This window comes from Sphaerisporangium siamense (assembly GCF_014205275.1).
GTDB classification, from domain to species: domain Bacteria; phylum Actinomycetota; class Actinomycetes; order Streptosporangiales; family Streptosporangiaceae; genus Sphaerisporangium; species Sphaerisporangium siamense.
The window spans coordinates 1342673-1356546 of record NZ_JACHND010000001.1 but is presented as its reverse complement, the minus strand read 5'-3'; the positions used below and the strand labels follow the sequence as shown (position 1 = coordinate 1356546).

The 13874-nt window shown below is 73.2% G+C and carries 12 protein-coding genes; 8 read left to right on the top strand and 4 right to left on the bottom strand.

What is annotated here, in order from left to right; genetic code table 11:
* Positions 1 to 2: 2 nt before the first annotated feature.
* The gene (locus BJ982_RS06235) at positions 3 to 650 is read right to left on the bottom strand and encodes a DsbA family oxidoreductase (protein ID WP_184877443.1); all 648 of its coding nucleotides are present in this window, start codon (positions 648 to 650) and stop codon (positions 3 to 5) included.
* A gap of 359 nt (positions 651 to 1009) precedes the next feature.
* On the opposite strand from BJ982_RS06235, the gene BJ982_RS06230 reads away from it, so the two are divergent.
* On the top strand, positions 1010 to 1684 hold the full coding sequence (locus tag BJ982_RS06230; RefSeq protein ID WP_184877441.1) for a CBS domain-containing protein: 675 nt from the start codon (positions 1010 to 1012) through the stop codon (positions 1682 to 1684).
* Between the two features lie 51 nt (positions 1685 to 1735).
* Here the strand turns inward: BJ982_RS06230 and BJ982_RS06225 are convergent, their stop codons facing one another.
* A complete protein-coding gene (locus BJ982_RS06225; protein WP_184877439.1) occupies positions 1736 to 4363 on the bottom strand; it encodes a bifunctional acetate--CoA ligase family protein/GNAT family N-acetyltransferase in 2628 nt (875 codons plus the stop codon).
* 282 nt (positions 4364 to 4645) lie between these two features.
* Here BJ982_RS06225 and BJ982_RS06220 point away from each other — a divergent pair, with 282 nt between their 5' ends.
* The 3 genes from BJ982_RS06220 (at position 4646) to BJ982_RS06210 (ending at position 8073) form a co-directional block, all read left to right on the top strand.
* Entirely contained in the window at positions 4646 to 5659 is a 1014-nt protein-coding gene (locus tag BJ982_RS06220; RefSeq protein ID WP_184877437.1) for an Acg family FMN-binding oxidoreductase, read from the top strand.
* A gap of 98 nt (positions 5660 to 5757) precedes the next feature.
* The gene (locus BJ982_RS06215) at positions 5758 to 6306 is read left to right on the top strand and encodes a DoxX family protein (protein WP_184877435.1); all 549 of its coding nucleotides are present in this window, start codon (positions 5758 to 5760) and stop codon (positions 6304 to 6306) included.
* 69 nt (positions 6307 to 6375) lie between these two features.
* Complete coding sequence (locus tag BJ982_RS06210; RefSeq protein WP_184877433.1) at positions 6376 to 8073, top strand: sensor histidine kinase; 1698 nt, start codon at positions 6376 to 6378, stop codon at positions 8071 to 8073.
* A gap of 3 nt (positions 8074 to 8076) precedes the next feature.
* Here the strand turns inward: BJ982_RS06210 and BJ982_RS06205 are convergent, their stop codons facing one another.
* Positions 8077 to 8481: a pyridoxamine 5'-phosphate oxidase family protein gene (locus BJ982_RS06205; RefSeq protein ID WP_184877431.1), complete on the bottom strand. Its 405-nt coding sequence runs from the start codon at positions 8479 to 8481 to the stop codon at positions 8077 to 8079.
* A 52-nt stretch (positions 8482 to 8533) separates the two neighbouring features.
* On the bottom strand, positions 8534 to 9175 hold the full coding sequence (locus BJ982_RS06200; RefSeq protein WP_184877428.1) for a response regulator transcription factor: 642 nt from the start codon (positions 9173 to 9175) through the stop codon (positions 8534 to 8536).
* Between the two features lie 86 nt (positions 9176 to 9261).
* On the opposite strand from BJ982_RS06200, the gene BJ982_RS06195 reads away from it, so the two are divergent.
* From BJ982_RS06195 to BJ982_RS06180, 4 genes are all read left to right on the top strand, one after another.
* The gene (locus tag BJ982_RS06195) at positions 9262 to 11589 is read left to right on the top strand and encodes a phosphoketolase family protein (RefSeq protein ID WP_184877426.1); all 2328 of its coding nucleotides are present in this window, start codon (positions 9262 to 9264) and stop codon (positions 11587 to 11589) included.
* Positions 11590 to 11671: 82 nt separating this feature from the next.
* Positions 11672 to 11830 carry a hypothetical protein gene (locus BJ982_RS06190; RefSeq protein WP_184877424.1) on the top strand — a complete coding sequence of 53 codons (159 nt, stop codon included), beginning with the start codon at positions 11672 to 11674 and terminating at the stop codon, positions 11828 to 11830.
* A gap of 323 nt (positions 11831 to 12153) precedes the next feature.
* On the top strand, positions 12154 to 12819 hold the full coding sequence (locus tag BJ982_RS06185; protein ID WP_184877421.1) for a response regulator transcription factor: 666 nt from the start codon (positions 12154 to 12156) through the stop codon (positions 12817 to 12819).
* Positions 12806 to 13864 (top strand): sensor histidine kinase, encoded by a 1059-nt coding sequence (locus tag BJ982_RS06180; RefSeq protein WP_184877419.1) that lies wholly within the window; start codon positions 12806 to 12808, stop codon positions 13862 to 13864. The genes BJ982_RS06185 and BJ982_RS06180 overlap by 14 nt, the downstream gene beginning before the upstream one ends.
* Positions 13865 to 13874: the final 10 nt, after the last annotated feature.

Genomic DNA, 13874 nt, shown 5'->3' with positions numbered 1-13874 from the left:
CGTCATGCCTGGTGAGCGCCGTTCCAAGCCCGTCGCAGGACGTCGAGGACGGTGTCGGGGTCCTGGGCGCCGGCGAGGCCGTAGCGGTCGCCGACGACGGTGAAGGGGACTCCGGTCGCGCCGAGGGCCCGGGCTTCGGCCTGCTCCTGCTCGACCTGCGAGCGGTGGCGGCGGTCGGTGAGGGCCTCGCGGGTGCCCGCCGGGTCCAGGCCGATCTCCTCGCCGAGCGAAACCAGCGCGTCGACGGTGAACACGGGACGGGCCTCGCCCCAGTAGGCGCTGAAGACGTGGTCCCACGCCCGGGTGTGCAGGCCGTGCGCGGTGGCGTGCGCGAGGAACTCGTGGGCGAGCGCGGTGCCGCCCACCACGTTGTCGGCCACGATGTACGGCTTGAGCCCTTCGGCGTGGGCCAGCTCCTCCACGCGCGCGTTCATCGCGGCCACCTGGGCCGGGTCCATGCCGTACTTGGCGGTGAGCATCTCGGCCACCGGCCGTGAGACGCCGACGGGCGCGCCGGGGTCGAGCTGGAAGGAGCGGTGGACCACCTCGACCTCGTCCGCGTGCTCGAACCGCTCCAGCGCCGCCTTGAGCCGGTGACGGCCGATGCCGCACCACGGGCAGATGACGTCCGCCCAGATCTGCACCTTCACCGCCGGTGACCTCCCCATTCACGTCCGCGTACGCCACGCCGGCGCGCAGCGGCCCGCCGAATCGTGCGTTCTCGTGCATATCACGCACTGTGGCGTCGCGTCGGCGGCGGGGGCGCCGACGGCGTCGGCTGTCCTCCAGCCTGCGCTTCTCCTCCTCGGTGGCCAGGTAGACGTGCGCGATGTCGTTGACCGCCCTGCGCAGGTCGGCCGTCCGCTCCGCGTACGCGGGACCTTCGGCACCGCCGCGCGCCGACGAGGTCCCGTCCCGGCCCGAGCCGTAAGCCTCTCCGCCCGGGGACGTTCGCCGCTGCCGCCGCGGCGGGCGCCGGAGGAGTGTGGAGCACGAAGGAGGAGACATCATGACGATCGAAGTCAGGAACGTGATGGGACGTGTGGCGATCGCCGTCCACCAGGACGCGCCGTTCTCCGAGATCGTGGCCACGATGAGGAAGTACGCCGTCGGGGCCGTCACGGTCATCGACCGTGACCGCCGTCCGGTGGGCGTGGTCTCCCAGGACGACCTGCTGCTCAAGGAGATCGAGCCCGGGCACGCGTTCCCGGCTCCCCTGCTCACGCGCACGCGGCGGCTCGACCGGCGCAAGGCCGCGGGCGTGCGCGCGGGCGAGCTGATGACCGCCCCCGCCGTCACGGTCACCCCGGGGACGCCGGTCAGGGACGCCGCCCGCCTGATGCACGAACGGCACGTCGAGCAGCTCCCGGTCATCGACCCCGTGACCGGCAGGATCGCCGGCACCGTCCACCGGTCCGACCTGCTGCGGGTCTTCGAACGCCCGGAGGCCGACCTGCGCGACGACATCGTCTCGGTCGTCCGCGACGAGATCGGGCTCGACCCCGCCACCCTGGACATCGGCCTCGCCGACGGCGTCGTCACCATCGCCGGCGAGGCGGAGCGCCCCTCCCAGATCTCCGCGCTGCTGTACGCGGTGCGGCACGTGGACGGCGTCATCGCGGTGGTGTCCCGCCTGACCTGCCCGCCCTGGCAGGAGGAGGCCGTACGTCTTCCGCTGCTGTGACCCTTCACACCTCCGGCCCGGCTCCCTCAGGAGGCCGGGCCGGATCCATGGTCAGCGGAGGCGGCGGGCGTAGGGCGACGGCGCGGGGGCGCAGGGGGCGAGGCGGACGCGGGCGTCCACGGCGACGGCGCCGGCGGGGGTGACGATGACGGGGTTGAGGTCCAGCTCGGCGACCTCGGGCAGCGCGTCCAGGAGCCGGCCGACCCGGGTGATCTGGCCGGCGAGGGCGGCGGTGTCGCACCGCGGGCCGCCGCGGTAGCCGTACAGGAGCGGGGAGCAGCGCAGGTCGGCGATCATCTCGGCCGCGGTGTCGGCGCTGACCGGCGGGACACGGAAGGCGCGGTCGGCGAGCAGGTCGGCGGTGACGCCGCCCATGCCGGTCATGAGCAGCGGGCCGAACGCCGGGTAGTTGACGCCGCCGACGATGATCTCGACGCCCGGGGGGACCATGCGCTGCACGATCGCGCCGGTCATCGCCGGCCCGACCTCCGCCGCCATCTCGCGGTACGCCTGGCGCACCTCGCCGGGCGTGGCGAGACCCACGCGCACGCCGCCGACGTCGCTCTTGTGCACGAGCCCCGTCGCCTTGAGCACGACGGGCGTCCCGAACTCCGCCGCGGCCTCGCCCGCCGCCCACGGGCCCTCCACGGTGACCGACTCGGCGACGGACACGCCGAACGCGCGGAGCAGCCGCTCCGTCGCGTCCGGGTCCAGCCAGCCGCCCTCGGGGCGGGCCACGAGCTCGGCGCGCACGATCTCCTTGGCCGCCCGGTCGGCCTCGATGGAGGCGCCCTCGACCCGGTCGGGCGGGGTGCGCAGCCACTCGGCGTACGCGGCGGCGCGGGCCAGCGCCTGGACGGCCTGCTCGGGGAAGGCGTAGACGGGGACGGCGGGGGCGCTGTCCTCGATCGTGCCGTCCTGGCCCATCACGCAGGCCACCACGGTCTTCCCGCTGCCGCGGGCGGCCTCGGCGACGGCCTTGGCCGTGGCCTCCAGCCCGGACCCGAAGGGCGGGGTGTAGACGATCAGCACGGCGTCGACGTCCGGCCGGGCCAGCGCGCTCTCCACGGCCAGCCCGATCTCCTCCGCCGAGGCGTCGGCGGTCAGGTCCACCGGGTTGCCGAGCGCCGCCGCGGCGGGCACCCGCCCGGCGAGGCTCCCGGACAGGGCCGGCTCGGGCACGACCAGCCCTTCGCGCTCGCAGGCGTCCGCGGTCATGGCCTCCGGCCCGCCCGAGTTGCCGACGATGGCGACCCTGCGCCCGGCGGGCAGCGGCTGGGCGGTCAGGAGCCTCGCCGTGTCGAGCAGGTCGCGCACGCCGTCCAGGCGGATCACCCCGGCCGCGCGCACCAGCGCGTCCACCGCGACGTCGGGCGTGGCGGCGGCCGCGGTGTGCGAGGCGACCGCGCGGTCGCCGGCCCCGGACCGGCCGCTCTTGACCAGCAGCACCGGTTTGCGGCGGCCGACGCGCGCGGCGATCCTCGCGAACTTGCGGGGGTTGCCGAACGACTCCAGGTAGAGCGCGATGACGCGGGTCGCCTCGTCGTCCTCCCAGTGGTCGAGCAGGTCGTTGCCGCTCACGTCGGCCTTGTTGCCGACCGAGACGAACGAGGACACCGGCAGCCGGTCCAGCAGCGCCGCGCCCACCGCGCCGGACTGCGACAGCACCGCGACGCTTCCCTCGGTCACGGGCGCGGTGAGGAAGGTCGCGTTCATTCGGGCCGCGGTGTTGACGATGCCCAGGCAGTTCGGGCCGATCATCCGCATGCCCGCCGACCGGCAGATCGCCACCAGCGCGCGCTCGGCGGCGCGCCCGCCGTTCTCGGCGAACCCGGCCGTCAGCACGACGAGGCCCTTGACCCCCGCCGCCGCACAGTCCCTGGCCACGTCCAGGACGGCGGGCGCGGGCACGGCGATCACGGCCAGGTCCACCGGGCCGGGCACCGCGCCCAGGTCCGGGTACGCCGTGACCCCGGCCACCCGCGCCGCCTTCGGGTTCACCGGGTAGACCGGGCCGGGGAAGCCTCCGTCGAGGAGGTTGCGCAGCACCTTGTGCCCGGCGCCGGACGGGTCGCGGCCCGCGCCGACCACGGCGATGGACGCGGGGGCGAGCACGCGGGCCAGCGACGCCCGCTCGGCCTGGTGGTCGCGGGCCGCCACGCGGTCCAGCAACCGGTCATCGGGGTCCAGCCCGATCCGCAGGTGCACCAGGCCACCGTCGAAATGGAGGTCCACCGGCAGGCCGAGGTCGCGGAGCACGCCGAGCATCGCGCGGTTCTCGGCGAGCACCTCGCCGACCAGCTCCCTCACCCCTGCCTCCGCGGCGCGGACGGCCAGGTGCTCCAGCAGCAGCGTGCCGAGCCCTTGCCCCTGGGCGGCGTCGTCGATCAGGATCGCCATCTCCGCGACCGACGGGTCGGCGGCGGGCGTGTACTCGGCGATGGCGGCGGGGCGGTCGCGGACGGTCGCCAGCAGCACGCGGCCCTCGTGGCCGGGGCCGGTGATCCGGTCCATGTGGGCGCGCGCGGTCCCCCGGCCGCCGGTGAAGAAGCGCAGGTAGGCGGAGCGTTCCGAGGTCCGGTCGACGAGGTCGTGGAGCGCGGCGCGGTCGCCCGGCGCCAGTGGGCGCACGTGGGCGATGCCGCCGTCTCTGAGCAGGACGTCGCATTCCTCGGACATGCAAGTTCTCCAATTCGCCGGCCGGACGGCGCCGGCGGGGGTCAGGCCCGCCGGCGCCTCCATCGGAAGTCCACCGCCACGGTCCCGCTTCGCGGCGCCCGCGCGGCAGTGCCGGACGGCCCGCGCACGAGGGACTTTGGTCGGTCCCACGGCTCCGGCCAGGGCTCGGAGCAAGCGGCGCACGGCGGGCCGACCCGACCAACGTCCCTCCCGCCGGTGCCCTTCGTCCCTGCCGTCGCGGGGGTCCGCGGCGGTGGACTGGAGCCTGGAGGTGTAGCGCTCATGCGTACGAAAGAGGAGCTGCGCGCCGCGGTGGAGGCCGCGGTCTGGGCCCCGTCGCCGCACAACACGCAGCCGTGGAGCTTCGCGCTGGAGGAAGGCGAGATCAGCCTGCGGTCCGACACCGACCGCCTGCTGCGCGTCGCCGACGCCGCGGGCAGGGAGCTGCTGCTCGGCTGCGGCGCGGCGCTGTTCAACATCCGCACGGCCCTGCGGGCGATGGGGCACCGGCCGGTCGTCCGCGTCCTGCCCGACCCCGACCGTCCCGCCCTGCTGGCGACCGTGCGGCTCGGCCCCGACGAGGAGGCCGACGAGGACGTGCGCGTGATGAACGCCGAGATCCCGCGCCGCCGCACGCACCGCGCGGGGTTCCTCCCCGACCCGGTCTCCGGCGACCTGCTGGACACCCTGGTCGGCGAGGCGCGGGCCGAGGGCGCGCGGCTGACCCCGGTGGGCTCGGAGGCCGCGGCGCGGATCCTGGCGGCCGTCACCGCCGCGGCGCAGGACGTCCAGGCGCGGGACCGCGCGTTCACCCTGGAGATCGTCCGCTGGGGCCGCCCGCCGGGCAGCCGGCACATGGACGGGGTGCCCGCCGACGCCTACCCCGGCGAGCCGGGGCGCACGTGGCCGCACTTCGCCCAGCGCGACTACACGGCCGGGCGCGCCTGGGGCACCGGCGAGGACCGGCAGGAGGCGGTGGAGACGGGCGTCGTCGCGCTGCTCACCACGCCCGGCGACGCGCCGGAGGACTGGATCGCGGCCGGGCAGGCGCTGCAGCGCGTGCTGCTGCGCGCCTCCGCCCACGACGTGACCGCCGCGTTCCACACCCAGGCGCTGGAGAACCACCACCTGCGGGAGTTCGTCAGGCACGAGCTGTGCTCGGGGGAGTTTCCGCAGATGATCCTGCGTCTCGGCCACGCGCCCGGCCGCACGCGCGGCGTGCGGCGCCCGCTGGGCGAGGTTCTGCAAGAGTCCGAAGGTCCCGAGGATGACGGGACTTCGGTGCCGGAGGGGTGAGTCGTCCAGCCCTCGGATTCGGTCCTGCGAAACGGTGTGATTAAGGCGTAAGGAAACGGCAAAGGCTTACCGACCGGCACACTCGACGAAAGGGGCCGATGATGGCCACCATCAACGGACGGCACTCCGTCTCCGACCTTCCCGTCATGGACGCCTCCTCTTCCCGCGGCGCCGGATACGTCTGGGCCATCGCCCGCATCGCCCTCGGCTGGGTCTTCCTCTGGGCCTTCCTCGACAAGACCTTCGGCCTGGGCTTCTCGACCCCCGGCGACCGCGCCTGGATCGAGGGCGGCAGCCCGACCACCGGCTTCCTCAAGGGCACCGGCGAGAACACCCTCGGCGACCTCTTCTCCGGCCTCGCCGGGCAGGCGTGGGTCGACTGGCTCTTCATGATCGGCCTGCTCGGCGTCGGCGTCGCGCTGATCCTCGGCGCCGGCCTGCGGATCGCCGCCGTCGCCGGCGGGCTCATGATGGTGCTGATGTGGGCGGCCGAGCTTCCCCTCACCACCAACCCCTTCATGGACGAGCACCTCGTCTACGCGGTCGTGCTGGCCGGCCTGGCGCTGGTCTCGGCCGGCGACACCCTCGGCGTCGGCCGCTGGTGGGGCGCCACCCCGCTGGTGCGCAAGTACCCCGTCCTCAAGTGATCGGCCCCACCTGAGGAGCCCATCCGGGTCCGGATGGGCTCCTCAGCGCGTTGATGTAAGAATCCCGCTATGAGCAGTGGTGAGCCGAGTTCCCTCGTCCCCAGCATGCGGCTGGACGAGCTGCTGGCCGAACTTCAGACCAGGCTGGAAGCCGTCCTCGCCACCCGCGACCGGGTGCACGCGCTGCTGGAGGCCGTCGTCTCCGTCGGCAGCGACCTGCAACTGGAGACGGTGCTGCGCCGCATCGTCGAGACCGCGACCCGCCTGGTCGACGCGGGTTACGGCGCGCTCGGCGTGATCGGCGAAGAGAGCACGCTGCTGGAGTTCATCCCGGTCGGGCTGTCCGAAGAGGAGATCGCCCGCATCGAGCACTGGCCGCACGGCCTCGGCCTGCTCGGCCTGCTGATCAAGGAACCGGCGCCGCTGCGGCTCGCCGCCATCTCCGACCATCCCGAGTCCTACGGCTTCCCGCCCGGCCACCCGCCGATGAGGTCCTTCCTCGGCGTGCCGCTCCGGGTGCGCGACGAGGTCTTCGGCAACCTTTACCTCACCGAGAAGCGCGGCGGGGCGGAGTTCGACGAGGAGGACCAGGCGGTCGTCACCGCCCTGGCCACCGCCGCCGGCGTCGCCATCGAGAACGCCCGCCTGTACGAGGAGACGCGCCGCAGGGAGATCTGGCTCCAGGCGTCCTCCGAGGTCACCACCACCCTGCTCACCGGCGCGGGGGTGGACGAGGTGCTGAGCCAGGTCGCCCGGCACGTCCAGGAGATGGCCGACGCCGACGTCACCACGATCCTCTTCCCGTCCGCGGACGGGAAGACGCTGCGCGTCGGGATCGCCGAGGGCGCCGAGGACCTGGTGGGCGCCGAGGTCCCCGTCGAGGGCTCGCTGCCGGGCGCGGCGTACGCGGCGGGGGAGCCGTACACGGCCGGCGACGTGGGCGACGTGGGCACGGTCGGCTTCCACATGTCCGACGAGGTGGAATCAGGGCCCGCGGCGGCGGTGCCGCTCGGCGCCGCCGGGTCGGTGCGCGGCGTGCTCGCGCTGGGCAAGCGGCCGGGCCGGCTGCCGTTCTCCCCGTCGATGCTGCGCATGCTGCACGCCTTCGCGGGCCAGGCGGCCATCGCGCTGGAGCTGGCGACGGCACGCAAGGACGCCGAGCGCCTGGGCCTGCTGGAAGACCGCGACCGCATCGCCAAGGACCTGCACGACGTCGTGATCCAGCGCCTGTTCGCGGTCGCGATGACGCTGATGAGCGCGGTGCGGCTGGTCGAGCGCCCCGAGGCGTCCACCCGGGTGCGGCACGCCGTCGACGAGCTGGACGAGACGATCCGCCAGATCCGCTCCACGATCTTCGCGCTCCAGACGCCACCGGACCTCGCCGATCCCGGCCTGCGGGCCCGGGTCGTGGCGCTCGTGGAGGGCGCGCGGGGTCACCTGGGGTTCATGCCGGGGCTGCGCATGGAGGGGCAGCTCGACAACGACGTGCCCGCGCCGATCGCCGACCAGCTTCTCGCCGTCCTCCAAGAGGCGCTGTCGAACCTGGTGCGGCACGCCAAGGCGTCGAAGGCGGACGTCGCCGCGCGGGTGGACGCCGGACGCGTCGTGCTCGTCGTCCAGGACAACGGGGTCGGCCTGCCCGCGGAGGGGCGCCGCAGCGGCCTGCGCAACCTGCAGGAGCGGGCGGAGCGGCTCGGCGGGACGTTCGTCGCCGAGTCCCCGGCCGAGGGCGGGACGCGGCTGGTCTGGGACGTTCCCCTTAAATGATCCTCAGACGATTCGCCGGCCGGAGACCTGCTCGGCGCGCACCACGATGAAATGGTCCTGATCGCCCGGCACCCACCGGACCAGCGGCAACGCCGAGAGGCGTTCGATCTCGGCCGGGTCGGTCACCGCGCGGGCGTGCCCGACGGCGGTCACGGACCAGCCCGTGCGGGTCGTCACGTCGATCTCGTCGACCTCGAAGGCCACCACGGCGTTGCGGGTGGCGGCGGCGAGCTTGGACCCGGCCGACGTGCGGATCACGATGTCGTCGCCGTGCAGGAGGAAGTTGACGGGCTGGACGCTCGGCAGGGCGCGGTCGGTGAAGACGATGCGTCCGACCGGCGTCAGCGTGAACAGGTGAAGGCACTCCTCACGGGTGAGGACCCGCAGCCCGGCCGTATCGAGTTTCATGACATCAAGGGTCTTCCGCCGAGTGGTCTCGCGTTCAGGGACGAAAGTCACTTCACTCGTGCCGTTCCGCCTTCATCCGCGCCGCCAGGGCGGCGGCCTGCGTGCGGCGCTGCATGCTGAGCTTGCCCAGCAGGTTCGACACGTAGTTCTTCACGGTCTTCTCGGCGAGGAACAGCCGCTCGCCGATCTGCCGGTTGGTCAGCCCCTCGCCGATGAGTTCGAGGATGTGGCGCTCCTGGTCCGACAGCGCGGCCAGGGGGTCCTTCCTGGCGGCCTGGTCGCGCAGCCGCTGCAGCATCGCGGCGGTGGTCTGCGGGTCGAGCAGGGACTGGCCCGCCGCGACCGTGCGGACCGCGCCGACCAGGTCCGAGCCGTGGATCTGCTTGAGCACGTACCCCGAGGCCCCCGCCATGACGGCGTCGAACAGGGCGTCGTCGTCGGCGAAGGAGGTGAGCATCAGGCACGCCAGCCCCGGCAGCCGTGAGCGCACCTCGCGGCACACGTCGACGCCGCTGCCGTCGGGCAGGCGGACGTCGAGGACGGCCACGTCGGGCCGCAGCGCCGGGATGCGCGCGATGGCCGACTCGGCCGTGCCGGCCTCGCCGATCACCTCGATGTCGTCCTCGGTGTTCAGCAGGGCGGCGACGCCCCGCCGGACGACCTCGTGGTCATCGAGAAGGAATACGCGAATCATGTACGAGAATTTATGCCGCCATGGCCCCTGCCGGGTAGGGACCAAGGTCCCTTACCTCGGCGTTCGGCTCAGGCGACGATCATCTCATGGACGCCCTTGAGAGAATCGACGCCTTCTGGCGCGCCGCCAACTACCTCGCCGTGGGCCAGATCTACCTGCTGGACAACCCGCTGCTGACCGAGCCGTTGAAGCCGGAGCACATCAAGCCGCGCCTGCTCGGTCACTGGGGCACGACTCCCGGGCTGAACTTCTGCTTCGCCCACCTCAACCGGGTCATCGCCGAGCGCGACCAGGACATGATCTACATCGCCGGGCCCGGTCACGGCGGCCCCGCCGCGGTGGCACACGCCTGGCTGGAGGGCGCCTACTCGGACCGCTACCCCGACGTCTCGCAGGACGCCGAGGGCATGCGCCGCCTGTTCCGCCAGTTCTCCTTCCCTGGCGGAATCCCGAGCCACGTGGCCCCGGAGACGCCCGGCTCGATCCACGAGGGCGGCGAGCTGGGCTACTCGCTGGCCCACGCCTACGGCGCCGCCTTCGACAACCCGGGCCTCGTGGTCGCGTGCGTGATCGGGGACGGCGAGGCCGAGACGGGCCCGCTGGCGGCGAGCTGGCACTCCAACAAGTTCCTCGACCCGCGCCGCGACGGGGTCGTCCTGCCGATCCTGCACCTCAACGGCTACAAGATCGCGAACCCGACGGTGCTGTCCCGGATCCCCTCCGAGGACCTGGTCAAGCTCATGGAGGGGTACGGCTACCGGCCGTACCTGGTCGAAGGGGACGACCCCACGACCATGCACGCGCTCATGGCGCAGACGCTGGACACGGTCTTCGACGAGATCGCCGCCTACAAGGACGGCCGCGCCGACCGGCTCCCGATGATCGTGCTGCGCACCCCCAAAGGCTGGACCGGCCCCCGCGAGGTCGACGGCCTCCCCGTGGAGGGCACCTGGCGCGCCCACCAGGTCCCGCTGGCCGCCGTCCGAGAGAACCCCGCGCACCTGGCCATGCTGGAGGAGTGGATGCGGTCCTACCGGCCCGGCGAGCTCTTCGACGCCGACGGCCGCCCGGTCGCCGAGATCCTGGAGACCGTCCCCGAGGGTCCCCTGCGCATGAGCGCCAGCCCGCACGCCAACGGCGGCGAGATCCTGCGCCCCCTCGTCCTGCCCGACTTCCGCGACCACGCCGTCGCGGTGCCCGCGCCCGGCGCCGCGTTCACCGAGCCGACCCGCGTCCTCGGCCGGTTCCTGCGCGACGTGATCGCCGCCAACCCGCGGACGTTCCGCCTCATGGGGCCGGACGAGACCGACTCCAACCGGCTGTCGGCCGTCTTCGAGGTCACCGACCGGGCCTGGCACGCGGAGGCCCTGCCCACCGACGCGCACCTGGCCGAGGGCGGGCGGGTCATGGAGGTGCTGAGCGAGCACCTGTGCCAGGGCTGGCTGGAGGGTTACCTGCTCACCGGCAGGCACGGCCTGTTCACCTGCTACGAGGCGTTCATCCACATCGTCGACGCCATGTTCAACCAGCACGCCAAGTGGCTGGACGCGAGCCGGCGCATCCCCTGGCGGCGGCCGGTCGCCTCGCTCAACTACCTGCTGTCCTCGCACGTCTGGCGTCAGGACCACAACGGCTTCAGTCACCAGGACCCCGGGTTCCTCGACGTCGTCGTCAACAAGAAGGCGAGCGTCGTGCGCGTGTACCTGCCGCCGGACGCCAACACGCTGCTCTCGGTGGCCGACCACTGCCTGCGCTCCCGCGACTACGTCAACGTGGTCGTGGCGGGCAAGCAGCCCGTGCTCGACCTGTTCGGCGAGGAGGAGGCGGTCACGCACTGCGCCCGCGGCCTCGGCATCATCGACTGGGCGAGCAACGACGCGGGGCAGGAGCCGGACGTCGTGCTGGCCTGCGCCGGGGACGTGCCCACGCTGGAGACCCTGGCCGCCGCCGCGCTGCTGCGCGAGCACCTGCCGTGGCTGCGGGTCCGGGTGATCAACGTCGTGGACCTGATGCGACTCCAGCCGCCGACCGAGCACCCGCACGGCATGCCCGACGCCGAGTTCGACGCCCTTTTCACCACGAACAAGCCGGTGATCTTCAACTTCCACGGCTACCCGTGGCTGATCCACCGGCTCACCTACCGCAGGAACGGCCACGCCAACCTGCACGTGCGCGGTTACAAGGAGGAGGGCACCACCACAACCCCCTTCGACATGGCCATGCTCAACGACATCGACCGCTACCACCTGGTCATGGACGTCGTCGACCGCGTCCCCGGCCTGCGCGTCACCGCCGCCCACCTGCGGCAGCGCATGTCGGACGCCCGCCTCCGGGCACGCGCCCACACCCGCGACCACGGCGAGGACGCCCCGGAGGTCCGCGACTGGACCTGGCCGGAGCCGCAGGGGCGGTGAGCGCTGCAGTGATCTCCAAGAGCGGTCCAAGACGCCGTTGGTTGACTTCAGGTGTTCGCCCCACGAGACCTCAGGAGATCTGATGCGCAAGATCACCCGCCGCGTCGCCACGCTGACCGCCACGGTCGCCCTCGCCGGCGCCGCCTTCGCCGCCACGAGCGCCCCGGCCAACGCCATGCCCAACGAGTGGTACCGCTGTTGGGTCAGCGGCCACGGCTGGATGTGGTGCATGGACGTGTGACCCGTCCGGGTGGACCCCGTCCCCCGCACGCCCACGAGAAACGCCCGGATATCGATATCCGGGCGTTTTCGCATGTCCGGGAAGCCCGTTCCGGCGGGCCCGTCCGCGCCGTTCGTGCCGGGGCCGTGCCTTCTGGGGCACGGGAGATGACGACTCCGTCATCTGACTGTCAGATTGACCTCATTTCACCCCAGGTCAGACACCTCGTCCATATGGGGCGTAGCCGGATGCTTGCCGGTCTTGATCAGGGGCGGTACACACGAGACGTAGGGAGCGGACGGCGTTGTCGGGCAAAGGGCGCCGCTGAGTCTCGTGGAGCTTGGATGCCCCGGATCATGGTCGTGGACGACGAGCCGAGGATCTGCAGGTTCGTCTCGCGCGCCCTGGAACGCGACGGCCACGTCGTCCGGACCGTGGGAACCGGCGAGCAGGCCCTCCTGCTCGCGGACGCCGAGGAGTTCGCGCTGGTCGTACTGGACCTGATGCTGCCACGGCTCGGCGGCGTGGACGTGCTGCGGCAGATGCTCGCCCGGCGCCCCGACCAGCGCGTCCTGGTCCTGTCCGCCATCGGCGACGTCGCCGCCAAGGTCGAGTGCTTCGCCCATGGCGCCGTCGACTACCTCGCCAAGCCGTTCGCGCTCGCCGAGCTCGTGGCCCGGGTACGCATCAGGGCGGCCGAGCCCGCGCCCGCGGCGGCCCGGCGCTGCATCAGGGCCGGGCAGGTCGCCCTCGACCCGCACCGCCGCACCGCCGAGCTCCCCGGCCGCAGCGTCCAGCTCACGCAACGCGAGTTCGTGCTGCTCAGCCACCTCATGGGCCGCGCCGGGGACGTGTGCGGGCGCGAGGAACTGCTCACCGACGTGTGGGGGCACGCCTTCGACGCCGCCAGCAACGTGGTGGACGTGTACGTGCGGCGGCTGCGCGCCAAGCTCGGCGCCGACTCCATCGAGACCATCCGCAACGTGGGCTACAGCTTTGTCGCGGGCTGACCTGACGCGGGCGGCGCGCTGGGCGGTCCCGGCCTGGGCGGTCTTCGCCACGGTCAACGCCACGCTCATGTGGATACTCCCCGGCGCCGAGACCATCCCCTTCCACCTGGTCTGGATCTCGTTCGCGCTGGTGTACGGCGTGCGGCCGTGGCCGATGCCCGCCACCCTCGCGGTCTGCCTGGCCGTCGCCGCGGCGACGGGGGTGCCGCTGTACTGGCACGCCAGCTCCGAGGTCATCGCCTTCGAGGAGACGGCGGAGATCCCCCTGATGTGCCTGCTGTTCCTCGTCATGGTCTGGCACGTGCGGTGGCGGACGGCCGCGGCGGCCGAGGCCCGGCTGGCCGCCGCGCGCGAGCGCCTGGCGCACGAGATGACGGAGAGGTTCGTGCGGGTCGCGACCCACGAGCTGCGCACCCCGCTCACCGTCGCCCGGGGGTACGCCGAGATGCTCCAGGTGGAGGGCGCCGACTCCGACCCGGCCGCGGACCTGGGCGTCGTCGTGGAGGAGCTGGACAAGCTCTCCCGGATCACCGGCCGCCTGTCCGCCCTGGCCTGGGCGCACCAGGATCCCGGCGCGGGCGCCCGCGTCCTGAACCTCGGCACGCTCGTCCAGCGGGTCGGCCGGCGCTGGGCGCCCCTGGTGAACGGCACGATCCACGTGGACACCGTCCCCGCCCCGGTCGTGGGCGACGAGGAGCGGCTGGAGACCGCGCTCGACTGCCTCGTGGAGAACGCGACGCGGCACGGCCGGGCGCCGGTCGTCCTGCGGGTGCGGCAGGACGCGGCGACGGTCGTCGCGCAGGTGGAGGACCACGGGCCGGGGATCCCGCCCGAACGCGCCGAGGAGCTCGTGCGCCGCGCGGACTGGTCCTATTCGTCCAGCTCCGGCCTCGGGCTGATGATCGTCCGGGGCATCGTGGAGTCCCACACCGGGCAGGTCACCCTGACCTCCGCGCCGTCCGGCGGCCTCACCGCGACCATCCACCTGCCGCTCGCCACGGCCGAACACCCCGGCCCGGCCCTGCGCCCCGGAGCGGCCCGCTGAACCCGCCGCG

Coding starts and splice junctions, on each gene's coding strand:
- BJ982_RS06230 (WP_184877441.1), top strand. CDS start 1,010: ATGACGATCGAAGTCAGGAACGTGATGGGACGTGTGGCGATCGCCGTC.
- BJ982_RS06225 (WP_184877439.1), bottom strand. CDS start 4,363: ATGTCCGAGGAATGCGACGTCCTGCTCAGAGACGGCGGCATCGCCCAC.
- BJ982_RS06220 (WP_184877437.1), top strand. CDS start 4,646: ATGCGTACGAAAGAGGAGCTGCGCGCCGCGGTGGAGGCCGCGGTCTGG.
- BJ982_RS06215 (WP_184877435.1), top strand. CDS start 5,758: ATGATGGCCACCATCAACGGACGGCACTCCGTCTCCGACCTTCCCGTC.
- BJ982_RS06210 (WP_184877433.1), top strand. CDS start 6,376: ATGAGCAGTGGTGAGCCGAGTTCCCTCGTCCCCAGCATGCGGCTGGAC.
- BJ982_RS06205 (WP_184877431.1), bottom strand. CDS start 8,481: ATGAAACTCGATACGGCCGGGCTGCGGGTCCTCACCCGTGAGGAGTGC.
- BJ982_RS06200 (WP_184877428.1), bottom strand. CDS start 9,175: ATGATTCGCGTATTCCTTCTCGATGACCACGAGGTCGTCCGGCGGGGC.
- BJ982_RS06195 (WP_184877426.1), top strand. CDS start 9,262: ATGGACGCCCTTGAGAGAATCGACGCCTTCTGGCGCGCCGCCAACTAC.
- BJ982_RS06190 (WP_184877424.1), top strand. CDS start 11,672: ATGCGCAAGATCACCCGCCGCGTCGCCACGCTGACCGCCACGGTCGCC.
- BJ982_RS06185 (WP_184877421.1), top strand. CDS start 12,154: ATGCCCCGGATCATGGTCGTGGACGACGAGCCGAGGATCTGCAGGTTC.